At 43.6% G+C, this 22756-nt stretch carries 24 protein-coding genes; 11 read left to right on the forward strand and 13 right to left on the reverse strand.

What is annotated here, in order from left to right; genetic code table 11:
• Positions 1 to 57 precede the first annotated feature (57 nt).
• The 5 genes from nrdD to L2717_RS04250 all read left to right on the forward strand — a co-directional run bounded on the left by nrdD (position 58) and on the right by L2717_RS04250 (position 5130).
• Complete coding sequence (gene nrdD, locus L2717_RS04230) at positions 58 to 2175, forward strand: anaerobic ribonucleoside-triphosphate reductase (RefSeq protein WP_220772743.1); 2118 nt, start codon at positions 58 to 60, stop codon at positions 2173 to 2175.
• Positions 2176 to 2331: 156 nt separating this feature from the next.
• Complete coding sequence (nrdG, locus tag L2717_RS04235) at positions 2332 to 2793, forward strand: anaerobic ribonucleoside-triphosphate reductase-activating protein (protein WP_220772742.1); 462 nt, start codon at positions 2332 to 2334, stop codon at positions 2791 to 2793.
• Between the two features lie 114 nt (positions 2794 to 2907).
• Entirely contained in the window at positions 2908 to 3264 is a 357-nt protein-coding gene (locus L2717_RS04240) for a YibL family ribosome-associated protein (RefSeq protein WP_220772741.1), read from the forward strand.
• A gap of 273 nt (positions 3265 to 3537) precedes the next feature.
• Entirely contained in the window at positions 3538 to 4152 is a 615-nt protein-coding gene (ribA, locus tag L2717_RS04245; RefSeq protein ID WP_220772740.1) for a GTP cyclohydrolase II, read from the forward strand.
• Positions 4153 to 4209: 57 nt separating this feature from the next.
• The gene (locus L2717_RS04250; RefSeq protein WP_220772739.1) at positions 4210 to 5130 is read left to right on the forward strand and encodes a hypothetical protein; all 921 of its coding nucleotides are present in this window, start codon (positions 4210 to 4212) and stop codon (positions 5128 to 5130) included.
• A 67-nt stretch (positions 5131 to 5197) separates the two neighbouring features.
• Here the strand turns inward: L2717_RS04250 and L2717_RS04255 are convergent, their stop codons facing one another.
• From L2717_RS04255 to L2717_RS04275, 5 genes are all read right to left on the reverse strand, one after another.
• The gene (locus tag L2717_RS04255; RefSeq protein ID WP_220772738.1) at positions 5198 to 5650 is read right to left on the reverse strand and encodes a hypothetical protein; all 453 of its coding nucleotides are present in this window, start codon (positions 5648 to 5650) and stop codon (positions 5198 to 5200) included.
• Positions 5651 to 5830: 180 nt separating this feature from the next.
• Positions 5831 to 6223 carry a VF530 family protein gene (locus L2717_RS04260; protein ID WP_220772737.1) on the reverse strand — a complete coding sequence of 131 codons (393 nt, stop codon included), beginning with the start codon at positions 6221 to 6223 and terminating at the stop codon, positions 5831 to 5833.
• A gap of 183 nt (positions 6224 to 6406) precedes the next feature.
• Positions 6407 to 7867, reverse strand: coding sequence for a carbon starvation CstA family protein (locus tag L2717_RS04265; RefSeq protein WP_220772736.1), 1461 nt, complete (start codon positions 7865 to 7867; stop codon positions 6407 to 6409).
• A 208-nt stretch (positions 7868 to 8075) separates the two neighbouring features.
• Positions 8076 to 8786, reverse strand: a complete 711-nt coding sequence (btsR, locus tag L2717_RS04270) for a two-component system response regulator BtsR (protein WP_220772735.1) — start codon at positions 8784 to 8786, stop codon at positions 8076 to 8078.
• A complete protein-coding gene (locus L2717_RS04275; RefSeq protein WP_220772734.1) occupies positions 8783 to 10480 on the reverse strand; it encodes a sensor histidine kinase in 1698 nt (565 codons plus the stop codon). Before L2717_RS04275 ends, btsR begins: the two co-directional genes overlap by 4 nt.
• Positions 10481 to 10608: 128 nt before the next feature.
• On the opposite strand from L2717_RS04275, the gene L2717_RS04280 reads away from it, so the two are divergent.
• Positions 10609 to 10851: a YecH family metal-binding protein gene (locus L2717_RS04280; RefSeq protein ID WP_220772733.1), complete on the forward strand. Its 243-nt coding sequence runs from the start codon at positions 10609 to 10611 to the stop codon at positions 10849 to 10851.
• A gap of 55 nt (positions 10852 to 10906) precedes the next feature.
• Here the strand turns inward: L2717_RS04280 and L2717_RS04285 are convergent, their stop codons facing one another.
• From L2717_RS04285 to L2717_RS04310, 6 genes are all read right to left on the reverse strand, one after another.
• Positions 10907 to 11251 carry a ribbon-helix-helix domain-containing protein gene (locus tag L2717_RS04285; protein ID WP_220772732.1) on the reverse strand — a complete coding sequence of 115 codons (345 nt, stop codon included), beginning with the start codon at positions 11249 to 11251 and terminating at the stop codon, positions 10907 to 10909.
• Positions 11238 to 11906 carry an AAA family ATPase gene (locus tag L2717_RS04290; RefSeq protein ID WP_220772731.1) on the reverse strand — a complete coding sequence of 223 codons (669 nt, stop codon included), beginning with the start codon at positions 11904 to 11906 and terminating at the stop codon, positions 11238 to 11240. The genes L2717_RS04285 and L2717_RS04290 overlap by 14 nt, the downstream gene beginning before the upstream one ends.
• Positions 11907 to 11981: 75 nt before the next feature.
• Positions 11982 to 12284, reverse strand: a complete 303-nt coding sequence (locus L2717_RS04295) for a PilZ domain-containing protein (protein WP_220772765.1) — start codon at positions 12282 to 12284, stop codon at positions 11982 to 11984.
• A gap of 156 nt (positions 12285 to 12440) precedes the next feature.
• Entirely contained in the window at positions 12441 to 12845 is a 405-nt protein-coding gene (locus L2717_RS04300) for a phosphate-starvation-inducible protein PsiE (protein ID WP_220772730.1), read from the reverse strand.
• A 139-nt stretch (positions 12846 to 12984) separates the two neighbouring features.
• Positions 12985 to 14157, reverse strand: coding sequence for an NnrS family protein (locus L2717_RS04305; protein ID WP_220772729.1), 1173 nt, complete (start codon positions 14155 to 14157; stop codon positions 12985 to 12987).
• 378 nt (positions 14158 to 14535) lie between these two features.
• The gene (locus tag L2717_RS04310) at positions 14536 to 15045 is read right to left on the reverse strand and encodes a DUF2062 domain-containing protein (RefSeq protein ID WP_248937987.1); all 510 of its coding nucleotides are present in this window, start codon (positions 15043 to 15045) and stop codon (positions 14536 to 14538) included.
• 32 nt (positions 15046 to 15077) lie between these two features.
• On the opposite strand from L2717_RS04310, the gene L2717_RS04315 reads away from it, so the two are divergent.
• Genes L2717_RS04315 through L2717_RS04330 form a run of 4 tightly spaced genes read left to right on the forward strand, consistent with a single transcriptional unit; the run spans position 15078 to position 20411 of the window.
• Positions 15078 to 17384 carry a DNA internalization-related competence protein ComEC/Rec2 gene (locus L2717_RS04315; protein WP_220774316.1) on the forward strand — a complete coding sequence of 769 codons (2307 nt, stop codon included), beginning with the start codon at positions 15078 to 15080 and terminating at the stop codon, positions 17382 to 17384.
• A gap of 32 nt (positions 17385 to 17416) precedes the next feature.
• Positions 17417 to 19225 carry a lipid A export permease/ATP-binding protein MsbA gene (gene msbA / locus L2717_RS04320; protein WP_220774315.1) on the forward strand — a complete coding sequence of 603 codons (1809 nt, stop codon included), beginning with the start codon at positions 17417 to 17419 and terminating at the stop codon, positions 19223 to 19225.
• On the forward strand, positions 19226 to 20245 hold the full coding sequence (lpxK, locus tag L2717_RS04325) for a tetraacyldisaccharide 4'-kinase (protein WP_220774314.1): 1020 nt from the start codon (positions 19226 to 19228) through the stop codon (positions 20243 to 20245).
• The gene (locus L2717_RS04330; protein WP_220774313.1) at positions 20232 to 20411 is read left to right on the forward strand and encodes a Trm112 family protein; all 180 of its coding nucleotides are present in this window, start codon (positions 20232 to 20234) and stop codon (positions 20409 to 20411) included. Before lpxK ends, L2717_RS04330 begins: the two co-directional genes overlap by 14 nt.
• A 135-nt stretch (positions 20412 to 20546) precedes the next feature.
• Here the strand turns inward: L2717_RS04330 and L2717_RS04335 are convergent, their stop codons facing one another.
• Complete coding sequence (locus tag L2717_RS04335) at positions 20547 to 21008, reverse strand: hypothetical protein (RefSeq protein WP_220774312.1); 462 nt, start codon at positions 21006 to 21008, stop codon at positions 20547 to 20549.
• Positions 21009 to 21194: 186 nt separating this feature from the next.
• Here L2717_RS04335 and L2717_RS04340 point away from each other — a divergent pair, with 186 nt between their 5' ends.
• Entirely contained in the window at positions 21195 to 21884 is a 690-nt protein-coding gene (locus L2717_RS04340) for an energy-coupling factor ABC transporter permease (RefSeq protein ID WP_220774311.1), read from the forward strand.
• 157 nt (positions 21885 to 22041) lie between these two features.
• Here L2717_RS04340 and L2717_RS04345 read toward each other — a convergent pair whose 3' ends face one another.
• Complete coding sequence (locus L2717_RS04345) at positions 22042 to 22398, reverse strand: glutaredoxin family protein (protein ID WP_220774310.1); 357 nt, start codon at positions 22396 to 22398, stop codon at positions 22042 to 22044.
• Between the last annotated feature and the right edge of the window lie 358 nt (positions 22399 to 22756).

Below are 22756 nucleotides of genomic sequence, written 5' to 3' on the forward strand. Positions count from 1 at the left end.
AATCATTAGTTACTACATGTGGTGTTTGATTCGGTCTAAATGGAGAGGGACTCACTGATGCCAGTCGTAATTAAGCGGGATGGTTGCCGCACACTTTTTGATGAAACAAGAATAAGAGATGCGGTTATCGCCGCTGCAAATTCGGCAGGTATTGAAGATACTGATTATGCTGCGACTGTTGCCGCCTGTGTGAGGCTACAAGTGGCGGCATTAACCGAAGTGGATATCCACTATCTACAAGATGTCGTTGAAAACTTACTGATGGAAGGCCCGTACAAGTCATTGGCACGGGTATATATTGAATACCGTCATGACAGAGATATATGCCGTGATGCGACCAGTAAACTCAACCTCGAGATCCGTGGTTTAGTTGAGCAAAGTAATGCGGCATTGCTTAATGAAAATGCCAATAAAGATTCCAAAGTGATCCCGACTCAGCGGGATTTACTCGCGGGCATCGTCGCAAAACATTATGCCAAAAGTCATATTTTGCCAAAGGATGTGGTTGCGGCCCATGAAGCGGGTGAGATCCACTACCACGACTTAGATTATTCGCCGTTTTTCCCTATGTTTAACTGCATGCTAATTGATTTGGCTGGCATGTTGACTCATGGCTTTAAAATGGGCAATGCCGAGATTGAAACGCCAAAATCGATTTCTACAGCAACGGCAGTCACCGCACAAATCATTGCCCAAGTGGCGAGCCATATTTATGGCGGCACGACCATTAACCGTATCGACGAAGTGTTAGCGCCATTTGTTGCCAAGAGCTATGACAAGCACTATCAAACCGCATTAAATTGGAAGATCACCGACGCCAAAGCTTTTGCCACTGCGCAAACTGAAAAAGAGTGTCACGATGCGTTTCAATCACTCGAATACGAAGTAAATACCTTGCATACCGCCAATGGACAAACACCATTTGTAACCTTTGGCTTTGGTTTAGGTACTTCGTGGGAATCACGCTTAATTCAACAATCTATGCTCAAAGTGCGCATGGCAGGTTTAGGCAAAAATCGTAAAACAGCAGTATTTCCTAAGCTCGTGTTTGCCATTCGTGATGGTATCAACCATAAGGCTGGTGATTGCAATTATGATGTAAAACAAATGGCGCTCAAATGTGCGACCATGCGTATGTATCCCGATATTCTTAATTATGAACAAGTTGAAAAAGTCACTGGTTCGTTTAAAACTCCAATGGGTTGTCGAAGCTTTTTAGGAACCTATGAAGAAAATGGCGAACTCGTGCATGAAGGGCGTAATAATCTTGGGGTGGTGAGTTTAAATCTGCCGCGGATTGCCTTAGAAGCGAATGGCAACGAAGCCGAGTTTTACCGTATTTTGGATGATCGATTAGTTTTAGCTCGTAAAGCACTGGATACTCGCATTGAGCGACTTAACGGCGTAAAAGCCCGCGTAGCACCTATTTTGTATATGGAAGGCGCCTGTGGCGTACGTTTACGGGCGGATGATGATGTGTCGCAAATCTTTAAAAATGGCCGTGCATCAATTTCATTAGGTTATATTGGCTTGCATGAAACCATTAATGCACTCTATGGCACCCAAACCCATGTATTTGATAATGCACTTTTAAGGGAAAAGGCCGTTGCCATTGTTGCTTATCTAAAAGCCGCTACTGATGCTTGGAGAGTTGAGACGGGTTATGGTTTTAGTTTATATAGCACGCCAAGCGAGAATCTTTGCAGTCGCTTTTGTAAACTAGATGCCAAACAATTTGGTGTTGTCACTGGGGTGACGGATAAAGGTTATTACACCAATAGTTTCCATCTTGATGTTGAAAAACACGTCAACCCATACGATAAAATTGATTTTGAACAGCCATACCCTGCGATAACCAGTGGTGGGTTTATTTGCTATGGCGAGTATCCCAACATGCAGCATAACCTCGAAGCGTTAGAAAACGTCTGGGATTATAGTTACAGCCGTGTGCCTTATTACGGCACCAACACCCCAATTGATGAGTGTTATGACTGCGGTTTTACCGGCGAATTTAGCTGCACCAGTAAAGGCTTTACGTGTCCTAAATGCGGTAATCACGAACCTAGCCGTGTGTCGGTAACGCGCCGGGTTTGCGGTTACTTGGGTAGCCCTGATGCTCGGCCATTTAATCATGGTAAACAAGAAGAAGTTAAGCGCAGGATCAAACACTTGTAATACTTATACCTAAACAACCTGAAGATACTGAAACTCGTATGCTCAGGTCGTTTTGGGATATACCTTATTCTGCCTATTAGATTCATTCCATGGCATCTGTGGTGCTATGGAGTGAGTCTTCATCTTAAGAAGGCATTGAACTATGAACTATGAACTATGAACTACCATCAATATTTTCCTATCGATGTGCTAAACGGCCCTGGTACGCGCGCGACTTTGTTTGTCTCTGGTTGTGAGCACCAATGCCGTGGTTGTTATAATCAAAGTACTTGGGATGTACGCTCAGGCCATTTATTTGATAGCGTGATGGTCGATAGGATTATTGCTGATCTCAGTGATAAACGAATTGTGCGCCGTGGTCTGTCTCTTTCGGGGGGCGATCCTTTGTTGCCCGCAAATCTTGACACCATTTTGGCGCTGGTAAAGCGGGTTAAAAGTGAGTGTCCCAGTAAAGATATATGGTTATGGACGGGCTATGTGCTTGACGAGTTAAGTGATAAACAACGCGCGGTATTAACCTATATTGATGTGCTGGTGGATGGAAAATTTGAGCAAAATCTTGCCGATCCGAGTTTGATGTTTCGCGGCAGCAGCAATCAGATCATTCGTTTGTTATAAAAGCGGTAACGAGGATCTGCAACTTACTGCTATAATCTGAGGCCTTGACACAGATGCTAGCATAATCAGGCTAAGATTTTACTGTGGCTAACTTAGGTAATTTAAGGTAACAGAATGAATTTAAAGCAAGAACTGCAGCAACTTAACGATAAAGTCGATAAATTTCGTCGTAAACTTGCTGCGGCTGAACAAAGAGGCGATGACGTGGTTATTGCCCAGTTCAAACGCGAAATCGCTGCCGTCACTAAACAAATTGGCAGCGTGAAAGGACAGCAAACTCGCTTATTGAATAAGCAAGGTTCAGATATCAAAGATTTACCTTTCCACCGCGCTTTGACAAAAGCAGAGCAAGCGGACATGGGTAAACTGAAAAAGTCTGTAAAAGGGCTGGTAGTAATCCATCCTATGACGGCTATCGGCCGTGAGATGAGACTGACAGAAGTCACTGGATACGCACCCGAAAAATTTTAATGTGGGATCGGGTGTCACCAGCATGAAATCGAGTGTCGGTCTCGTGCTGGTGACCTTTGTACTTTATGCACTGCTTCGTTTTAATCCATTCCTTCGTGCTGACCATCTAAAGTGACACTCATGTTTGGTTTAGTTGATTAAAACACTAAAGTATTTCTGATTGTTCAAAAACACTTTAGAATACTGCGCTTAGTTGGCTAAGTGCCTAATCCTCATTTGTTTCTAGGGATTTTATTCGTCTCATGGAATGAGAGTTGTTGTTAAAGGTTAAGTATGTCGATCAAATTTGTCGCAACGTCAAAGTTACCCACTCCTTGGGGCGTATTTGCCATGCATGGTTTTGAAGATACAGAATCAGGTAAAGAGCATGTTGCGCTTACATTCGGCACGTTCAGTGCGGATGAGCCTGTGTTGGGTCGTATTCATTCTGAGTGTCTAACCGGCGATGCGTTATTTAGCTTGCGTTGTGACTGTGGTTTTCAGTTACAAGCGGCGATGCAAAATATTGCCGAAACGGGCAGTGGCTTTATCCTCTATTTACGTCAAGAAGGCCGTGGCATTGGTTTATTAAATAAAATCCGCGCTTACGAGTTGCAAGACAAAGGTGCCAACACAGTAGAAGCCAACGAACAACTGGGTTTTGAAGCCGATATGCGTAAATACGACATGATTAAACCTATGCTAGAACAGATAGGCGTTGAGCATGTACGTTTGATGACCAACAACCCGCGTAAAGTAAAAGCGATGCAGGAGTTTGGTATCGAAGTGGTTGAGCGCGTACCACTGCAAGTAGGTAAAAATCGTTATAACGAAGCTTACTTAAAAACTAAATCCACAGAGCTTGGACATTTGATGTCTGAATATCATTTTATGGATGAAAATAAGTAGTTTTGTATTTATGATGGTTCGACTGATTGGGTCAGTTACGGGGAAGGTTTAAGCTAATTGAGCCATTTTTTCAGTCGATTGTTAATATTGTTTGTAATGGGCTGGGCGATACAGAGTGTTGTACCTATCGCCTACGCTAATTCATTTTCTGCTGTAAAAGCTATTCCATCTTTGCCCCAAGCCAATGAGCCCACCGTTGATGCTAATGACAGTAATCCTATAGAGGAAGGAGATAATCCTAATTCTGTTTATGCATTTGGTAGCTATTTAGGCACAGGTGTTTATCGCGCCGCAAACCAAAATGCGACTGTCGTAAGTATTCCGTTAAGTTTCGATTTAAAAAAGGACAGTGGTAGCCAGACTTGGTTGCGCTTACCTATCTCCTTTGGCTTTTTCGATTATTTAGCCCAAGATATCACCGAAGGTGAGTTACCTTCATCAATCGGTACTATGACAGTGACCCCAGGTGTTGAGCACCATTGGCAGGCAAGCAAAAATACTCGAATGGAAGCGTATCTGGATATCGGTTTTGGTACTAATTTTGATAAAGGCGATAACGTTGCCATTATCGCTTCAGGCATCAGTAGCTTGTATGACTTTAGCCTCGCGGGACAAGATGCTGTATGGGTGTCCAGATTACACTTTGCTGGTTACAGTGAGCACTATGGTAAGTTTGCCGATCAATTTGCAGTATTACAAACCGGTGTTGATTTGGGATTAGCACCGCGCTGGCAGTGGTGGAGCTTTCAGGTTCAACCCAGAATATTTGCAGTGGGTTATTGGTACTTTAATGAGCTGAGATTTATCAGTCAAATCGAGCAAGATACTACCGTTTCAGGCAGTTATGAGGCAGGTTTTTCACTCGCATTTTCTAAGTCCCTTGGGGGCGAGTTACTCAGCGTTGATCGTATTGGATTAAGCTATCGCCGTGGTGATGGTTTGAATATTTGGCGCGTGATGTTCAGTTTTCCTATCTAGGTTGATTGAACTGATTTAGTTGAATGTGCAAAGTCGTATGAAAACATCCGCTATAAGGCCGCTTACGTTAAGCGTTCTCCTTTGCATCGCGTATCTTTTTATCCATTAAGGTCGCTATTTGACCACTCAATTGCATTATTTGTTCTTGGATTTGTTTACGTTGCAGATCTGCAGCGTCTGAGTTATCTCCCTTCAGTTTAGCCAGCATTTCCTGTAGAGCTTTGATCTGCTCTTTTATTTTTTGAATCTGCGCATCTATTATCGATTTGGGTTCTTCAGCGGTGATATTATCTAGTTGCTCTTTTTGGGCTGACGCTTTATCCCTTAAGGTCGAGCCGACATCTATGGATAATGCCGCGCGGCCAGCATTAGAAATGGAGACGGTATCTTGAGCATCCTGAGAGTCTGTTGTTAGCGCAGCATTTGCTGCTGTTTTGGTTGGGGTGGTAGCAATATATGCGTTTGATACTGGCGTAAAAGCTGAACCTGTTGCGGTGCTATTTATCCCATTGATATTCATGCAATGCTCCATTAGAGGCAAACTAGGTTAATACTTAAGTTGTTCCTGCCGATTAATTCAATATCGGCTATTTATTTTAAAACTAAAGCTAAAGCGCCTTGTTTTACCAGAAATAGCATTGGGGCATAGTGATAATACAGCCCATCTCAGGGCTGTTTAAGCGTTATCAAGCCTAGAATATTAACTGCCCCAAATATGCTTATTTACTTTGCCATCTGGGCTCGGCTTATCGCTTTTAACTGGCTGTTTGGCCGCCGTTTGAGTGACTTTATTGTTGGCTACTTTTGGCTTAGGTTTAGCAGTAGGCTTTTTAGCCGCTTGCTTAGTTTCTGCTTGTGTCGGTGGCAAGGGTAACTTATTGGCTCTCAAATAGAGGTATTCGACCTTATCACGCGCCCAGTCGTTTTTGCGCAAAAACTGTAAGCTGGACTTAATGCTGGGATCGTGAGTAAAGCAGCGGATATTAATTCTTTCGCCTAAGTTTTCCCAGCCGTAACGCTCGACTAAGTAAGTGATAATAGTTTCTAGTTTGATGCCGTGCAGCGGGTCATTCGATTGATTCATATTATGCATTATGGTGCAGTGTGCTATGGCGGGAGTATAGCATTTTTGTATTGTTGATACAGTGCGTGGTCTTATCGAATAAATGGAGAATCAGTGTCGAACAAAATGAGCGTTTGCGGGTTTTAATGAGAAGAATGATAAAAACAGGCGCGATTAAGCGCCTGTTTTTATCATACCAATTTAACGATAAGATTAGTCGTTAGCTGTCTCTTTCAGCTCGGTTTCAATGGGCGAGTCAATTTCACCTTTACCTTTCGTTTTTACAATCAATAACGCAGTAATCACTAAGGTTATAATGACACCCGCTATGGTTGATACCGTCATCGGCAGACCCGCGCCTAAGGTCGATGAGTTCAGTAGGAATGAAATCACCACAGTGGTCATAAACATTGCAGGGATCGTCGCAATCCAATGCAGCTTGTTATGTCGTAGTAGATAAGCCGAAGCGGTCCACAGCATCAATACCGCAGTGGTTTGGTTCGCCACACCGAAGTAGCGCCAAATAATACCGAAGTCTACCTGAGTTAACATGCCGCCGATAACAAACAGTGGGAGAGCTAGCACTAAGCGCTTTGGCAGTGAGATTTGTGGCATGTTGAAAAACTCAGCCAAAATCAAACGTGCAGAACGAAAAGCGGTATCACCTGAGGTAATCGGCAGGATAATCACGCCTAAGATAGCCATAAAGCCACCGACAGCGCCTAGTAGACCAGTAGAAGCTTCATACACTACGTTTGCTGGGTTACCAGACATCCCCGCGCTTAACCCTTCAATTCCGCCAAAATAAGACAGCGCTATGGCGCACCAAAGTAGGGCGATAATGCCTTCGCCAATCATGGCGCCAAAGAAGACGAAACGGCCATTGGTTTCGTTTTCTACGCAGCGTGCCATTAAAGGTGATTGTGTGGCGTGGAAACCCGACACTGCGCCACAGGCGATAGTGATAAATAGGGCTGGCCAGAGTGGCATGTCATTTGGATTTAAGTTTTGGAAGAAATCGCCCGCTTGCACGTTAGGCAGTAAGGTGTGCTCGCTTGATAACATAATCGCGACCGCTAAACCAAACGACATGAAGAACAATAAAGCGCCAAAGAAGGGGTATAGACGACCAATAATTTTATCAACGGGCACTACAGTAGCAATAAGATAGTAGATAAAAATAATACCCACAAAGATACTGACGTCCCAACCGGTTAGTTTGCCAAGTAAACCCGCAGGCGCAGAGATAAACACCACACCGACCAGCAGTAACAGTACAATGGCAAACACGTTCATGAAGTGTTTTGCGCTCTTGCCTAAATACTTACCCGCAAGGTTTGGCACCGACTGGCCACCGTTACGTACAGATAGCATGCCAGAAAAATAGTCATGTACTGCACCCGCAAAGATACAGCCAACCACAATCCACAACATGGCCGCAGGACCATAAAGTGCACCTAAGATAGGACCAAAGATTGGGCCTACGCCTGCGATGTTTAACAATTGAATTAAATAGACTTTGCCCTTAGACATAGGCACAAAGTCGACGCCATCAGTTTGAGCGAAAGCGGGTGTTTGACGATTAGCGTTAATGCCGAAGACTTTCTCGACAAAGGCGCCATAGATAAAGTAGCCGCCGATCAGCAGACCGACACAGAGTAGGAACCACATCATTTTTGTTATCTCCCCATTTGAGTTCTGGCGAGTGTAAACAAGTTGTTTATATAAAGCTGAGCAATATCAGTCAGTGGTCGAAAATGCAGGGTGAGCGGTAATAGGTGAGCTTGAGTGGTTGCGCCTTTACGTTAACAGCAGGTATTGCTCAACATTTATGGCGAACAATATAATCCATAATATGCCGTTATTAGGGCTTTAACTGATCCTATTGAAAGCCGAAAAGCTGTTTAAGACTCTTAAGATAGCGGCGTGATACGGGCACTTTATCGCCCATATGCGTGGTGACTTCTGCGCCTGTGTCTAACAGTTCAATTTCAGCAATGGCTTTAGGTGAGATCAAATATTGTCGATGGCAGCGCACTAGTGGAGTCTTTTCTTCAAATATTTTTAAGGTTAATTGGGTATGCACTTTACCTTTAGTGCTGGCCACATGGATGCCACTTAAATCGCTAAACACATATTCTACGTCTTGGATGGCAATCACTTTGAGCTTAGTACCGCTATAACACGGAATATGTTCAAGATTTTTAGGGGTAATGGCGTCCATTAACTGCGGCGCTAGGTTTTTACGCACACGAGTGAGTGTTTTACTGAGTCTTTGTGCATCTATCGGTTTGAGCAAATAATCAAAGGCATGATTATCGAAGGCTTTGACGGCAAACTCGTCGTAGGCGGTAACAAACACAATTTTGGGCATAGTGTCAGGATCGAGCATGGCGATAAGTTCCATCCCTGAAATCCGTGGCATTTGGATATCGAGGAAAACCAGTTGAGGTTTTTCCTTTGAGATAATATGCAATGCTTCAATGGCGTTGGCGCACTGACCTATGATATGCATATCGGGCTCTTGCCCTAAAAGGTCGGCTAATTCTTCGCGAGCAAATAGTTCATCGTCGACAATTAAACAAGTAATCACGTGCCGGTTCCCATAGTTGATGTGTCAGGGGATTCTATTGGTAATCGAATGGTGACACGGGTTAATTCATCGGGCTCGCACGTTACTGTGACACCATATTGTTCGCCAAAAAGATTTTGAATGCGCTTATGTACTAAGTTCATCCCAAGCCCCTCGGAGCCTTCAATGGGGTGATATAAGCCAGCATTGTCTATGACTTCTAATTCTAATACATTATTTTCGAGTTTCCCCGTCACTTTAATTTGCCCTTGTTCAATCATGTGTGACGTGCCGTGTTTCACCGCATTTTCGATAATAGGCTGCAGGGTAAAAGCCGGTACTTTACAGTGATAGAGTGATTCAGGTATCGCAATACTGACTTGTAATTTATCAATAAAACGTGCTTTTTCAATGGTGAGATAAGAAGCGATGTGATCTAGCTCATCCCCAAGTGTCACTAAGCCTGTCGTTCGCTTTAAATTAATCCGTAAAAATTGAGATAACTGCTGCAGCAATTGCTTAGACATATCGGGATCGCGCTTGATAATCGCGCTAATGGTGTTAAGTGCATTGAATAGAAAGTGTGGATTAACCTGCGCTTGCAGTAATTTCAATTCGGCTTGAGTTAGCAGATTTTGTTGTTGCTCAAATCGGCCATAAAGAATTTGGTTTGATAACAGACGGGCAATACCTTCACCTAAGGTGCGGTTAATATTCAAAAAAAGCTTATTCTTTGGCTCATAGAGTTTGATGGTGCCAATGACTTCGGTATCACTGCGCAGTGGGATCACCAGACTCGACCCTAAGCGGCAGTTGCTTGAAATAGAACATGAATAGGGCATTTCAACGCCATCGGCAAACATTACTTTATTTTGATTGATGGCTTCTAAGGTGATTTTGGATGAAATTGGGGTGCCAGGAAGATGGTGATCGGCGCCGATACCAATAAAAGCTAATAGTTTTTCTCTGTCTGTAATCGCGACCGCGCCAACGTTGGTTTCTTCAATAACAATCTGGGCGACGAGGCTACTGCTCTGCTCGTTAAACCCTTTCGACAATAGTCCAACACTGCGTTCGGCTATTTTTAATGCCTTAGTCGAAAAACTAGAGGACAGTTTGTCAAACATGGCTTTTTGGTCACGGATCATGCTCATAAATAGTGCGGCACCGATGGAGTTGACTAATAACATGGGCGGTGCAATTTGACAGACCAATGCCCATGCATCATCAAAAGGATGGGCGACCAGAAGGATAATGCTCATTTGCATCATCTCGGCATAAAGAGTCACAAGGCAAACGAGCAATGGATTATAGATAAGCTCACTTTTACCTGCGCGCCTTAAGTAAAAGCTTATCATCCCCGCTGTGAGTCCTTCTAACGTGGTTGAAATCGCGCAGGCTAAGTCAGTAAAGCCGCCCATACTATAGCGGTGAAGCCCACCTGTGAGTCCGACCAGAAATCCAGTCACTGGCCCGCCTAATAATCCCCCTAATACCGCGCCCATTGCGCGCGTATTGGCAATCGCACCAGAGGTTTGTTCGCCAAAATAGGTTGCCATAATGCAGAAACTTGAAAAAATCAGATACATAAAGATTTTATGTGGCAGACGGGGAGATGTTTCGGCAAACAGTTTAAACAGCGGCGTTTTACTGACCAAGTAAACAATCACTAAGTACAGCGACATCTGTTGGGTTAACAATAGAATTAAGGACATAATGGCTCACATTATCGTCGCAGATGTCGGCGCAGTGGTGTCAAATTGAAATTGTATGCGCGAGATCAGAGTTTAAATTTAACCGGTAGGATATAAAGAGCAAGCATATTGCATCTTTAGGAGGACATATGTCCAATTCTGTTCACGGTCATGATGTTATGGCGCTGATGGTAGCTCAAGGGGGCGCGATTATAAAGCCTGAATTAATTTCTTTAATGGGGCAAAAGTTTGGCTTATCGGCGCGATATTATACGTGTAGTGCCGTTGACCTTAGTGCCGAAGCACTGCTGCAGTTATTGATGCACAAAGGAAAATTACTCGATACGCCCCAAGGCATTGAACTCGCAGCGGGCAAACGATGTGAGCATTAATAAAGAGTCGTGCAATTAGAGCGGCTTAGTTTTAATCAGTGGATCTGGTGAAAGTTTAAGTTTCACTATGGCGTTTATTAGCAATGACATCCTGTTGTATGGGGGTCAGTTGGCTAAATTCATGGATTAAAATACGCAGTAACCGAGACTTTGCAATACCGGTCGATTTCGAAAGGGTATTCAGTTGAGCAATACTGTTTTCTGTGAGTGTAAAGGTTGCATGGCGATAAATTTTTGTCGACTTTTTATCTAATCCCTTAATAAAGGCCGACGTTGTCGGTGCGGTTAATAAACGTGTTTTTCCTAATGCATAGTTATTAGCATCTTCAATAAAATCCTCGACAGAGACTGACTTAATAGGCCGCTTAGGTTGCTTACGTTTAAGATCAGTTAAGCTCATAGCTATTTTCTGGTGGCATTGCGAATAATTCATCCGCTATAGCGCGGATTTCATCGGCAGCCTTACCATCGGGTTCGACTTCGACCACAGAGGAGCCTTTTTCTTCACTGTCATCATAAATGTTTCGACAAAACGTGACCGAATTTAACACTCTTAATCCAAAGGATTTCACCACATCTTTGGCTTCTAAAATACGTTTAAATTGCGTGGGCAGAGCGGGACATTGGGTCAGTACTATGGTCGATATCATTTTTGGATTGACCATCTTACAGGTGCTTAACATGTCTTCCATGTGAGGTAAGGTTTTCAGATCGCGTCTCTTTGGCCTTAAGGGGATCACAACATAGGTAGCAACTGACATTGCGGCGCGCATGGCTAAGTTATCCTGACCACCGCAGTCTACAATCACGTAATCGAACCGTTCATTGAGGCTCAATAAGTCGTTACGGATTTTGCCATAAAGTTGAATGCAATTAATGCTGGGAAGGCTGGGATCATTGTTTCTTGCTTGGATCCAATCTGACGTGGTGCGCTGAGGATCGCAATCGACCATAAGGACATTGGCTTGAAATTTTTGCTGAATATACACTGCAAGGTTTTGTGCGAGGCAACTTTTGCCGCTCCCCCCTTTTTCACCACCTACCAGCAAGATCATGTGACGCCCCTTAATGAACCTTTCAATGAGTTGAGTGTAGAACAGACACACTAAACCTGCGAAATTTAAGTTAAATTAAAGTAGCTGTATGGCGATGTGGTAGCTTTGTTCATGGCATTTAGCGCAACGGCATACTTGGCCTTTTATGGTATTTTGTTGTCTTGTATTGGCATTAAAGGTCACTTCAACTAGCTCCCCTAAAGCAAAAGATTTTTTATAATCGAATAAAAGCCCACGTCTTGCTAAGTCGATACATACCCCTTCATCGGTTTGTGGTTCACCTTGTGCGTCGACCCAATTTAACACTATCCGCTCTGCTTCCATGTCTACGCGTAATGACGTACGTTTTTCCTCAAAACCGATAGTCTGGGTTTCCATCATTCAATTACTCCGTTAATAGTTTGTTTTAGTAAAACTAGCATAATGGCTTTTTTGCACAATACCAATATAGAAGCGAGGTTTTAAGCGCAGTCTTAACATCAAGACAATGGGTGCCATTTATTTAGGTTGTAATCGCACCCATTTAGTCGCTGATTAATTATCGTACTCTTGATTTTTCGGGTAAGGCATTTTTAACTGTCCCCAACGAATGACAATGACGGTCGCCGCTAAAATAAGCGTTGATAGTGATATCGCTGCGATACGCCAGTCGTCCATACTTTTCATATCCAATATTAAGTAACGGGCTAGGGCTACAATCGCGATATAAAGCGGCATACGTACGGGTAACTTACCAGATTCGAAATAACTTGCCACCATGGCTAAAACTTCTAAGTAAATGAAGAGTAAGAGTAAGTCTGCCAGTACTACCATGCGTACAGAAATAATATGCACAATTTCTTGGCCGATGGCGACGATAGTGGCAATGGCGATAATAAATAAGACTAAGTGTTCTATGGCTTTGAGGCTTTTAGAACCATATTGGCGATAAAATGGCATAGAAATTCCCTGCTAAATGTTTTTATAAATACTAACAGTAAAAAATGATTAGTAGGGAAAACCCAGTCAGATATCCGTGACTTAATTCACAGATATGTATGATCGTAATCTTTGCTGCCAAGCGCACCCAAAGTGATGTTTAACCGGGGCGGCCATCAATTCTGGCTTGACAGAGCATAGGACCATAATAAAAACAGAAACAACCGAAGGCGACTAGCCAACAGATAATCGTGCTGAGCAATAGTAGTGACGACCAAAGAGGGAAGATCCCCGCCAGTACTCGGAGTAAAACGGCCAGTAGCATTAATGCAAAGCAGTATGGCATCAAGCTTGGTGGTTGCAATGTTCTGCCCGTATGACCTAAAGAGACTCTTGCCATCATGGCTAAGATCATCCCACCTAAACCACCAACGGTAATCGAGTGCATGCCGACTGACAGTGGGAATCCAAAGGCGATAAGTGCCAGACCAAGTGGGATACAAACGTAACTGAGATGCAGAGACCACAATAGAGGAACACGCCAGCTAGCATGCCACCCCCAACGATGCCAGCGTAACAGCAAAACTAAGCTCGAAATACCCGCGGTGATGCGAATGAACAGATCGTTTTGTAGGACGATACTCACTACAAGTGCTGCAAGACTGATAAAGCTTAACCATTCAAGTGCTGGAATTGAACTTTGGCGTTGCCATTGTGTGGCTTTTTCTGTGAAGAAGGGAATAACTCGACCACCTAAAAGTGCCACTATGGTGCTCATTAGGATAACTGCACCGTATAAACCGATGTTTACCCAGTCAAATTGGTTTGTCAGTACGCCGTAATAACTCAATGCATTCATTAAGGTCAGTAAAGTAAAGATAGGAATGAATACAAAGTTACGCCATTGACGAACGCGGATCACCGAGTGAGCGATTAGCACGGCGGTGAGGGGTAAAAATAATAAGTCGATGAACATAATCAGTTTAAATGGAACTGCCGCTGGTACTAGGAATAACAGCCGAGGTAACAGCCATACGCCAAATAAGCCTATTAGCATTGGCCCCTTTACCCCTGGCTGGCCTGTCCAATTTTGTACCGCCGTTAATAAAAAACCGGCTACGACAGCACAAACAAAACCAAAGATCATTTCGTGACCATGCCACCAAAGAGGGTTGAGTGAGACCGGTAATAGGCTCATCCCAGAAAGAAATCCTCCCCATATGCCTAAAGCGAGTACGCTGAATAAACTCGCAAACAGAAAAAATGGTCTGAAACCTAATCTGAATAAAGCTATTTGAGGCTGTAAGTGCGCGGGGTCATCAATGTTCAACATAAGTCACTCTTAAGTATCTGACTAAATTTGTCAGGTATTATAAGGTGCTAATAAAATGAATGTATATATATCAATGTGAGTATTCATTCGTTAAGTCGATTAGGACCTAATGCATTGTTAACTGGGGCTAGGTTTGTTTCTACTGATGCGTGTGGCGGTTAGGCGTATTTTTGGTAACAATTTTTTATATATAAAAATAAATTCACATCAAAAACAGGATTTGGGTGATGAGTGAGAAAACTGTTCACAACAATTAATAGAGCGGGAGTTATTGATGCCATCATGAGTTGATAAATGGACTAGCGTTGATAAGTTATCGCTTATGTTGCGCATTGGGGAGATTGTATGCATGAACATAAGCGATGAAAACGACAAAGATTATTTACTTTTACGTTTTTGCCATTTAAACATAATCGAATACTTCCACAGATTATTAATCAGCAAATAACCTACAGCAGAAAAAACGATGCCGAGTACCAAACAGCCGAGTAAGAATGGCGGACCGATAGTTGCAAGCGATGCTTCAATCCATTGCCAACTCGCTTCGAAGGCAAAATCCTGCGGAGCATGGCCGAGTATTTTAGCACCCAGTAAATAGGCTCCATAGAACATCACCGGCATAGTTAGGGGATTCGTTATCCACACTAATGCGACAGAAACTGGAATATTAACGTTAAATAGAATAGCAAAAGCAGCAGCAGCAACCATCTGAAATGGCATTGGGATCCAAGCGACAAATAATCCTACCGCGAATGCGCCAGGAGCCGATTTTCGATTAAGCGCCCACAGATTGGGATTATGTAACAAGCGTCCGAACATGCGTAAGTGTTTATGCTCACGCAGGGTTTCAGGCTTAGGCATAAATCTTTTGATAAATTTTTTTGGCATAGGCTGAAATTACTGTCTTAACTTAATTCACTATGAATCGATTCATGTTTGGCTTTAGTGCCATGTTGTTATCAGCGATGTTGTGGCCTTCGCTGCCGCCAGTCAATTATTTACCCTACCTTGTTGTTGGGGCGTTAATCTTACATCGAAAAATTCCTATTTGCGCAGGTGGACTCTTTGCAATTGCATGGCTAACTATTTTTTGCTTAGGCTTATCTAGGCAGGATCTTCCCGTGTTACAACAACCTATACAGGTAAGAGGTGAAATCATATCACTAGTTAGTCGAAACAGCGACTGGCTAAGTTTGGATATATCCCTCATTAAACCAAATTTAATCTTCGGGCCAAACGCAAAATTGCGACTCTCATGGAAAAATCCGCCAGAAGTCACAGTGGGTCAGGTGTGGCTATTTACCTTAACGCCAAAGAGTATAGTAAGTGTGTTAAACCAAGGTGGGTATAACGAGCAAAAACAGTTTGTTAGTCAACATCTTGTTGGTCGCGGGCGAGTTGTTGATGCACAGTTACTTGAGGTTTCACCTTCACTGCGCAATGACCTCATCAGTTCGTTAACGCCTGAATTAACCTTATTACCTCAAGGCGATATTCTGCTGGCGTTACTTTTAGGTGATAAGCAATTGATCTCAAAAGAACGTTGGCAAGCTTTAAGGCAAACTGGGACGGGCCATTTAGTGGCAATCTCCGGTTTACATCTCTCAGTGGTTGCAGCATGGATATACACTTGCCTTTTATTTGGTTTAAGTCGTTTTGTGCCGCATCAGAGTCGGCGCAATATTACTTTAGCCTTAGTCGCAGCGGGAATCGGTGCCGCTTTTTATGCTTATTTAGCTGGTTTTGGGGTTTCGACTCAGCGCGCTTTAGTGATGATTTTACTATTAATGTTGTTAAGTTTACTGAAGCGATTTTCTACAGCGTGGGAGCGCTTGTTGTTTGCTCTGTTTATGGTATTACTGCTCGATCCGCTGGCTTGTTTAAGCGCTGGATTTTGGCTGTCGTTTTGTGCGTTAGGCATAATTTTATACACTTTAGAGATTCAACCTAGAGAATTCAGCTCAATCTCGACTCGAAGGATGCGTATAAGCACTGGCTTGATGCAGTTTTGGGCTATCCAATGGCGACTGAGCCTCGGGCTTGGATTACTGCAAGCAGCACTGTTTGGTGGTGTGAGTTTACATAGCCTGTGGATGAATATCTTGGCGGTACCTTGGTTTAGCTTTGTGGCAATCCCGTTAGCCATGGCGGGATTTATGTGCTGGTGGCTTGGGACTGCGTTTGGATTATCTTGGTTGGGTCTATTGCACCTAAGTGATTGGAGTTTATCGCCCTACGCATGGTTGTTAGATATAAGTCCGCAATTACCTGCCCATTGGTTAACGCTTTCAGACTCTACATTAGCCTTTATATTATCGGCTTTTATTGGTGGAGTATTGTGGCGTTATGTACCTAAAAATAAGTATTATCTCCCATGGTTAAGTATGCTCAGCTTATTGTTTATCCCCATTATACTTTTTTGTATGACGCTGTACTCGCCCGTTCATACCAATCGATGGGCTATGCATCTACTTGATGTGGGCCAAGGTTTAGCCGTGGTAATTGAAAAAAATGGTCGAGGTTTTGTCTACGACACTGGCGCTGCTTTTGGTGATGACTTTAGTTATGCTGAGCGGGTGATATTGCCATTTTTAAAAGCGAAGGGCATTCAAGCTGTTGACTATATAGTGATTAGTCATGGCGATAACGATCATGCTGGTGGCGCTGCAATCTTAATAGATGCTTATCCTGCAGCGCTGTTGATTACAGATATTGCTGGGTTTAATGGACAAAACTGTCGGCCAAGACATATTCAGTGGCAAGGATTAAGCGTGAGTTTACTGTCACCGCAGCAAGTGCAAGCGGGTAATAACGGGTCTTGTGTGGTGCGCATCAATGATGATTGGCAAAGCTTGCTACTTACGGGAGATATTGAAAAGCAAACTGAAGCAGCGTTATTAAAGAGTGAATACACATTACAAAGCGAAGTTCTCGTTGCGCCGCACCATGGCAGTAAAACTTCATCAACAGAGGCCTTTATCAATGCCGTTGCGCCTAAGTTAGTGCTTTTCCCCGCGGGTTTTGCTAATCGTTATGGCTTTCCTAAACCTATTGTGGTTGAACGTTATCAACAGCGAGATATTATGAACTTGACGACAGGAACAGAAGGACAGATTAGTGTGATTTTTCAGCAGTCTGAGCGTGAGATAAAGACCTATCGTGGTGATTTAGCCCCATTTTGGTACAACGCTTTGTTTAGATTTGGCGACTTTATTAATCCAGAGTAGAATGCCTACTTTGCCATAATTTAGTGTTATCAATGACAACATCTCCTAAAAACGAAATGTGGACAGTTTTCAAACGATTACTGGGCTATATCAAACAGATGAAAGGCATGCTGATACTTTCAGTTGCAGGCTTAATTACTTATGGTCTCGTCGATGCTGCTTTTATCGCTTTTATCGGCCCCTTTATTGACAAGGGATTCTCTGGCGGCGCACCCGCGGCCGTCACCAGTGGTATCGCTTTACCAACAAATGAAGGTTTCCACGCAAACAACGACGTGCTGATGATGGCACCGCTCGTGGTTATCCTAATGTTTTCCCTGCGTGGATTTGCCAACTTTGTCTCGACATATGGCATTTCATACATGAGCGCTAAATTAATCATGGATATGCGCCAGCAAGTATTTGAACACTATTTGCGCTTGCCTGTGAGTTATATGGACAAGGAAAATACCGGTAACTTGATTTCAAAAGTTACCTTCGACACAGAGCAAATTGCTAGGGCATCGGGTAGCGCCTTGATTTCTATCGTCCGTGACAGTGTAACCGTGCTCGGTATGTTGGCGCTGATGTTCTACAACTCGTGGAAATTATCGCTGTGTATCTTAGTTATAGGCCCTGTCATGGGGATCGTTATCACAATTGTTAGTCGTCGTTTCCGTAAAGTCTCTAAACAGATTCAAACGGCTATGGGCAGTGTGAGTGCCACTACAGAACAAATGATTAAGGGTCACAAAAACGTATTAGCCTTTGGTGGACAGGAAACTGAGGCTACGCGTTTTGCTAGAATTAACGACCAAAACCGCCATCAAAATATGAAATTAGCTGTGGCGCAGGCGATTAGCCAACCATTAATCATGATTATCGGCTCATTTGGTTTGGCCTTCGTACTGTATGCCGCCAGTTTAGACAGCATGAAAGCTGACCTCACAGCGGGTACTTTCGCGACGATTCTAGCTGCCATGATGGCGATGTTACAGCCCATTAAAAGCTTAACGCGAGTCAATGCCGAATTCCAACGGGGTATTGCGGCGTGTACTACAGTGTTTGAGCTACTCGATACACAGTCTGAATCCGATACCGGAACCTACAGTGTCGAGCGTGCTAAGGGTCACCTACGCTTTGATAACGTATGTTTTAGTTATGACAGCCAAGACCGTCGTGCACTGGAACATGTGGATTTTGAAGTTAAACCGGGACAAACATTAGCATTAGTGGGCCGTTCTGGTTCAGGTAAATCAACAATTGCAAGTCTCGTTACCCGTTTTTATACCGGTCTTGAATCAGGTGATATTCTGCTCGATGACGTGAGCATTTACGATTACTCGCTCAAGTCGCTTCGTAACCAAGTGGCATTAGTCTCTCAGCAAGTGACGTTATTTAACGACACTATTGCTAACAATATCGCCTACGCCTATCCCGGTGAAGCCACGCGTGAGCAAATTATTGAAGCGGCCACCTTGGCCTATGCGATGGAGTTTATTGATCAGTTGCCCCAAGGCCTTGATACCCAAGTCGGTGAAAATGGCGTGTTATTGTCTGGTGGCCAAAGACAGCGGATTGCCATTGCGCGCGCAATGCTACGTGATGCTCCTGTATTGATTCTCGATGAAGCGACCTCTGCACTGGATACTGAGTCAGAAAAAGCGATACAAAAAGGCTTAGATAATCTCAGACAAAATCGCACTTCAGTGGTGATCGCCCATAGGCTATCGACCATCGAGAGTGCCGATCAAATTTTAGTGGTCGATCAGGGGCGTATCGTTGAGCGAGGTACGCACCAGTCATTGCTGGAATTGAATGGCATGTACGCCAAATTGTATCAAATGCAATTCGGTAGTTAGATGCAGGCCTTAGTGAATAAAATTTGGTATCAGGGTCATCCATTGCGATGGCTTTTACTGCCTTTATCGTGGATATTTGCGGGTATTACGTGTGTACGCCGTACATTATTTCGTCTTGGGATAACATCACAAACTGTAATGCCCATCCCAGTGATCATCGTCGGTAATATTACCGTAGGCGGCAGTGGTAAGACGCCCACAGTGATTTATTTGATTGAGTTATTGCGCCAGCACGGTTTTAAGCCTGGCGTAATTAGTCGTGGTTACGGCGTTGATATTCAAGGCGTTAAAACGGTTAACTTAGATGCAAGTGCTGCGGAGGTAGGTGACGAGCCTGCCATGATAGTCGCGCGCACTCAAGTGCCTATGGTCGTTGGCGCAAAACGAGTCGATGCGGCCACAGCGCTCATTGCCGAGTTTGGTGTCGATGTCATTATTTGTGACGATGGCTTGCAGCATTATGCACTGGCGCGCGATATTGAATTGGTGGTGATTGATGGTCAGCGTGGTTTAGGTAATGGACTACTGTTACCCGCAGGCCCATTACGAGAAGGAGCGTGGCGGCTTGAATCAGTGGATTTTGTGCTGAGTAATGGTGGGCCTGCTGCGAAAGGGCAGTTCGAAATGCAACTGGCTCCTACGGCAGTAAAACCGGTCAAATACGATTCTACGGCCAGTAAATACACCTTTGATAAATCGCAGCCGCTGGTCGCGATGGCGGGTATAGGTAATCCTGCGCGTTTTTTTGAATCATTGCGCGATCAAGGCTATCAACTGGCGTTATGCCATGGGTTTGATGATCATCAGGCCTATGATAAAACCCAGCTGCGCGACTTAGCTAAAGGCTTACCGTTGTTGATGACAGAAAAAGATGCGGTTAAATGTCGCGATTTTGCACAAGAAAACTGGTGGTATTTGGCGGTCGATGCCAAGCTACCATCACAATTTGATCAGCAGTTGCTCGCACGTCTTCGCGAGGTGGCTGCCACTAAACAAGGAAACTTCCATGGCATTCGATAAAAAATTATTAGATATAGTAGCTTGCCCTGTGTGTAAGGGAAAACTTGAGTACGATAAAACGGCGCAGCAACTGATTTGTAAAGCGGATAAGCTGGCTTATCCAATCACTGAAGGCATTCCTGTGTTACTGGAAAATCGTGCTGTGCCACTGGCAGAAACCGTCTAGTGTGATGTGAATGCGCGTATTGCCTAATACGCGCATGCTTATTTTCGAATTTTCTATTCACTATCGTTTTAGCTATCGTTAGTTGATTTAAGGTTTTTACACAACGGCAAAATTTATTGTTGCTTAGTGCTTAGCTTAATAATTCACGAATTTTTGTCTATCGGCATCAGTAGCCCCTTCTTGGCATTCGCCGCGGATCTCTCCTCGGCTCGGCTCAATAATTCGACTCAACTCAATATAACCTTCGCGGCAATAACCGGTCATTTCAAGGGTTTTTGTTAACCCTAACTCTACTTGTCGTCCCCATATTTCGAGTGTGTCCTGTAAATCTTGCATCGCGCGGCGTTGTTCTCGAGGATCTTGCGTATTACGTCGATATGTCTCGTTCGATAAAGGGCGCTCAGCACCATTAAGAGTCGACTTTTCGTCGACCAGGCGCGCCTTATAGACGAAAAGTTTAAGGCCATCGGCTTTAATATCAGTGGCTAGCTTATCGCGTAATTTCCCCGCCAGTTCACTAGGATCGATAGGAGTACTGCTGCAAGCTATGAGCGATAGACAACTTAATATGGCAATACTGAAGTATCGAAGTGACATAATAAAATTTAACTCTATGGTTATTAACTAATGGAAGAATACCTTAATATGGTTATAAAGTTCATGGATTTATAGTGTCTCCATGAACGGAGTGTGGCTCTCTATCCAAACTGTCTGTATATACGAGTTTCGACGTAGCGAGTGGGCTTGTCTATATGGGCGCAATGGATTAAGGATGGACTATCAATGTTGGCATTTTGGTCGAATAAATGGGCACAAATTGAGTGGGATTTGAGCTTAACTCAAGGCATATGCCTTGTACTTTTACTGCTATGGCTATACGCAATTTGGCCAAAAGAAGAATTAGCACAGATGCGCCGGGATAAAAATCTGCAATGGCGCTTATTATTGGTATTAGTTGGGATCAATGCGCTGTGGTCGTTAAATGCCAGTATTCAAACCGGATTACATTTACATTTTCTGGGCATAGTGACTTGTATGTTGATGTTTGGTTGGCGTCTTACGACAGTGGCTTTACTGTTACCGAGTGCTTTTTTTAGTTTGTTTGTATTAAAGCAGCCCGCTGATTTTGGTGCCTTTAGCCTGTTTGCGATAGCGGTACCGCTGTTCTTATGTTTTATTTTATACAGCCGTAGTTATCATTTGCTTCCCAAACATGTCTTTGTGTTTATCTTCGTTGGCGGTTTTATTAACGCAGGTCTTTCGATTGTGTTTCATCAATTGAGTTGGGCGATGTGGTTGTGGGCTGCTGTAGGTTACGACTGGAATGTGTTATTTGATGATTACTTGATGCTCATCCCTTTACTGGCATTTCCAGAGGCATTACTCAACGGTATGGCGGTGACATTATTAGTGGTATATCAACCGCAGTGGTTGTTTGATTATTCTGATCGCGAATATTTGTGGCGTAAGTAAATGTTATAAAACAATGCAATAAAGTAACTGCGCCCGAAACCTTGTCATTTCAACGGAAAACCCATTATAAAGTTCATTGGGAAGTCGATTGAACAATCGATTGAAAGGTTACCGGGCACACTTATTTGGAGAATTACACAGACCGTTGCACCGCGATTTAGGCGAAGCGTTGGTCTAAGTAGTTAATGATTTCTTTAGATTCATACAACCACTGTACTTGGCCGTTTTCTTCAATACGCAGACAAGGCACTTGCTGTTTACCACCTTGGGCGACGAGCTCATCTTTGTGTGGCGCTTTTTTAGCGTCGAAGGTCACTATGTTGAGTCCCTGACGGCGCATTGCACGGCGGACTTTTACGCAAAATGGGCAAGCTGGATATTGATATAAGGCCAATGCTTGAGTTTGAGTATCAATCTGTTGTTGCTCTGCCAGTGGACGTTGGCGCTTTTTAGGGCTAAATACGAAGTTGAAAAACAGAATGATCCTGCCTAAAATCCAGCGAATGATAAACATGTCAGTGACCTCAATGATAATGTGTGTTGTAAAGTGATTCGTGTGTCAATGGCGCCGCCGCAAATGTGCGACGAAACTGAGATTTAGCGATTCGAGCTTGCGATCCCAGTAGTATAAAGGCCGCAGAGTGTAACCTATGACACAAAGCGCGGCCAACATTTTAGTGTGGATGACAGGTAGAAGATTCTTTGGCGACAAAGACTGCGTTTTCGCTTAGCGGTAACAATTAGATATGTGCTTGGCTATACATTTAGCCATACACTTCTCCAAAAGAAAGAAGCCCGCTAAAGCTAAACTTTAACGGGCTTCTTTTATTGAAAAGATAGCAAAATTAACTCATTACTTGAGTTATTGCGCG

Source organism: Shewanella glacialipiscicola (assembly GCF_023283485.1).
Classification (GTDB): domain Bacteria; phylum Pseudomonadota; class Gammaproteobacteria; order Enterobacterales; family Shewanellaceae; genus Shewanella; species Shewanella glacialipiscicola.

Excerpts from the sequence above, each read along its gene's own strand:
- nrdD (WP_220772743.1), top strand. The coding sequence starts at position 58 with ATGCCAGTCGTAATTAAGCGGGATGGTTGCCGCACACTTTTTGATGAA.
- nrdG (WP_220772742.1), top strand. The coding sequence starts at position 2,332 with ATGAACTACCATCAATATTTTCCTATCGATGTGCTAAACGGCCCTGGT.
- L2717_RS04240 (WP_220772741.1), top strand. The coding sequence starts at position 2,908 with ATGAATTTAAAGCAAGAACTGCAGCAACTTAACGATAAAGTCGATAAA.
- ribA (WP_220772740.1), top strand. The coding sequence starts at position 3,538 with ATGTCGATCAAATTTGTCGCAACGTCAAAGTTACCCACTCCTTGGGGC.
- L2717_RS04255 (WP_220772738.1), bottom strand. The coding sequence starts at position 5,650 with ATGAATATCAATGGGATAAATAGCACCGCAACAGGTTCAGCTTTTACG.
- L2717_RS04260 (WP_220772737.1), bottom strand. The coding sequence starts at position 6,223 with ATGCATAATATGAATCAATCGAATGACCCGCTGCACGGCATCAAACTA.
- L2717_RS04265 (WP_220772736.1), bottom strand. The coding sequence starts at position 7,867 with ATGATGTGGTTCCTACTCTGTGTCGGTCTGCTGATCGGCGGCTACTTT.
- L2717_RS04275 (WP_220772734.1), bottom strand. The coding sequence starts at position 10,480 with ATGTCCTTAATTCTATTGTTAACCCAACAGATGTCGCTGTACTTAGTG.
- L2717_RS04280 (WP_220772733.1), top strand. The coding sequence starts at position 10,609 with ATGTCCAATTCTGTTCACGGTCATGATGTTATGGCGCTGATGGTAGCT.
- L2717_RS04285 (WP_220772732.1), bottom strand. The coding sequence starts at position 11,251 with ATGAGCTTAACTGATCTTAAACGTAAGCAACCTAAGCGGCCTATTAAG.
- L2717_RS04290 (WP_220772731.1), bottom strand. The coding sequence starts at position 11,906 with ATGATCTTGCTGGTAGGTGGTGAAAAAGGGGGGAGCGGCAAAAGTTGC.
- L2717_RS04295 (WP_220772765.1), bottom strand. The coding sequence starts at position 12,284 with ATGGAAACCCAGACTATCGGTTTTGAGGAAAAACGTACGTCATTACGC.
- L2717_RS04300 (WP_220772730.1), bottom strand. The coding sequence starts at position 12,845 with ATGCCATTTTATCGCCAATATGGTTCTAAAAGCCTCAAAGCCATAGAA.
- L2717_RS04305 (WP_220772729.1), bottom strand. The coding sequence starts at position 14,157 with ATGTTGAACATTGATGACCCCGCGCACTTACAGCCTCAAATAGCTTTA.
- L2717_RS04310 (WP_248937987.1), bottom strand. The coding sequence starts at position 15,045 with ATGCCAAAAAAATTTATCAAAAGATTTATGCCTAAGCCTGAAACCCTG.
- L2717_RS04315 (WP_220774316.1), top strand. The coding sequence starts at position 15,078 with ATGAATCGATTCATGTTTGGCTTTAGTGCCATGTTGTTATCAGCGATG.
- msbA (WP_220774315.1), top strand. The coding sequence starts at position 17,417 with ATGACAACATCTCCTAAAAACGAAATGTGGACAGTTTTCAAACGATTA.
- lpxK (WP_220774314.1), top strand. The coding sequence starts at position 19,226 with ATGCAGGCCTTAGTGAATAAAATTTGGTATCAGGGTCATCCATTGCGA.
- L2717_RS04330 (WP_220774313.1), top strand. The coding sequence starts at position 20,232 with ATGGCATTCGATAAAAAATTATTAGATATAGTAGCTTGCCCTGTGTGT.
- L2717_RS04335 (WP_220774312.1), bottom strand. The coding sequence starts at position 21,008 with ATGTCACTTCGATACTTCAGTATTGCCATATTAAGTTGTCTATCGCTC.
- L2717_RS04340 (WP_220774311.1), top strand. The coding sequence starts at position 21,195 with ATGTTGGCATTTTGGTCGAATAAATGGGCACAAATTGAGTGGGATTTG.
- L2717_RS04345 (WP_220774310.1), bottom strand. The coding sequence starts at position 22,398 with ATGTTTATCATTCGCTGGATTTTAGGCAGGATCATTCTGTTTTTCAAC.